The sequence below is a fragment of the Acidithiobacillus sp. TH-A36 genome (assembly GCF_057473445.1).
In genome coordinates, this window is sequence record NZ_JBYCKP010000561.1 from 1 (window position 1) to 1,315 (window position 1,315).

1 protein-coding gene is annotated in these 1,315 nt (G+C 52.4%); it reads left to right on the plus strand.

Annotation, left to right across the window (positions count from 1 at the left end; all coding sequences use genetic code 11):
- Window positions 1–87: 87 nt before the first annotated feature.
- Window positions 88–1,315: MFS transporter (locus AC2VLY_RS14210; protein WP_486922507.1), on the plus strand; the 1,228-nt coding region annotated here is incomplete at its 3' end.

Sequence of the window (1,315 nt, forward strand, 5' to 3'; positions counted from 1 at the left end):
CCATGTCGCGTCCAACCCCACAGTGCAGGCGACTGCAATGAGCCAGTTACTGGAAAGACTCTCCCGGGAATTGGCGCATCATTTGGGTTGAACATCCACAAAAACGGGCATACTTCCACCCGGCATGCGTATTTAAATCCCCTGAAGCTCATTGAAGCACTGCTTCAACAGGAAAAAAACTGGCTGAATGCCATACCCAGACTGCGAGCCATCATTTTACTGGCCCTGACTCAGGGCCTCGCCAGTCTCAATCTGGCCGCTCTGGGTACAGTGGCGCCGGCATTGGAAAGCAGCATGCATATTGGCAACATTGGTTATGGCCTGCTGTCTACCGCCTCCATACTCACCGGCGCTGCAGCAGCTCTGCCCGTGGGTATCCTCGGTGACCGCCAACGCCGTGTTCCATTGCTCATAAAACTGAGCATCTTATGGGCAATAGCCATGCTCCTGAGTGGGATCAGTCCCGGCTATTACTGGTTCCTGCTGACGCAAATGCTGGCTGGAGCAGCCGGAGTTTCCGTTGGTCCAGTCATTGCTTCTCTTTCGGGCGATTTATTTCCACCCTCATGGCGTGGACGAGCCTTCGGATTGATTGTCGGTGGAGAATTATTGGGAGCAGGTATCGGCATGATTCTGGCTGGCACCGTCAACACACTCAGCAACTGGCGCACGGTTTTTTTTGTACTGGCCATTATGGCGATTCTGCTTGCCTATTTATTATGGAAAGGCATGCGCGAACCCCAACGCAACAACATGGAGAAACTCGCTTTAGAACTGACCCAAAAAAATCCCACCAGGCAGACCCACGCCCAAGTAACAACCAACAGGCGCTATTTGCTCGAAGATATTCGCAAAAAATCTATTCAACCGGTCAGCAAAAGGATATTGCAGGAAGACCCCACCCAATGGCACTGGTTTCGGGCCGCAAAAACCATTCTCAGTATTCCCAGCAATGTGGTACTGATTTCCGCATCCTCCGCCGGGTATTTTTATTTTACCGGACTGCTGGCTTTCGGCATTCTTTATCTGACTCAACGCTTCCATATTAATACGATGGCGGCCAGCAGCCTTTTTGTCGGTGCGGGTTTAGGCGGCATTGGCGGGGTTATCGCCAGCGGTTGGATAGCCGACTGGTTATTACGCAAAGGACTGATTACGGCAAGAGTATGGGTTACTGGAATAGCCTTCCTGCTCACCATTCCGTTTTTTCTGCTGGCCCTGAATACCAACAATCAGGTTCTCGAATTTATCTGGCTGTTTTGGGGGTCTGCCGCATTGGGAGCCACCAACCCCACGCTGGATGCCGCGCGCCTGG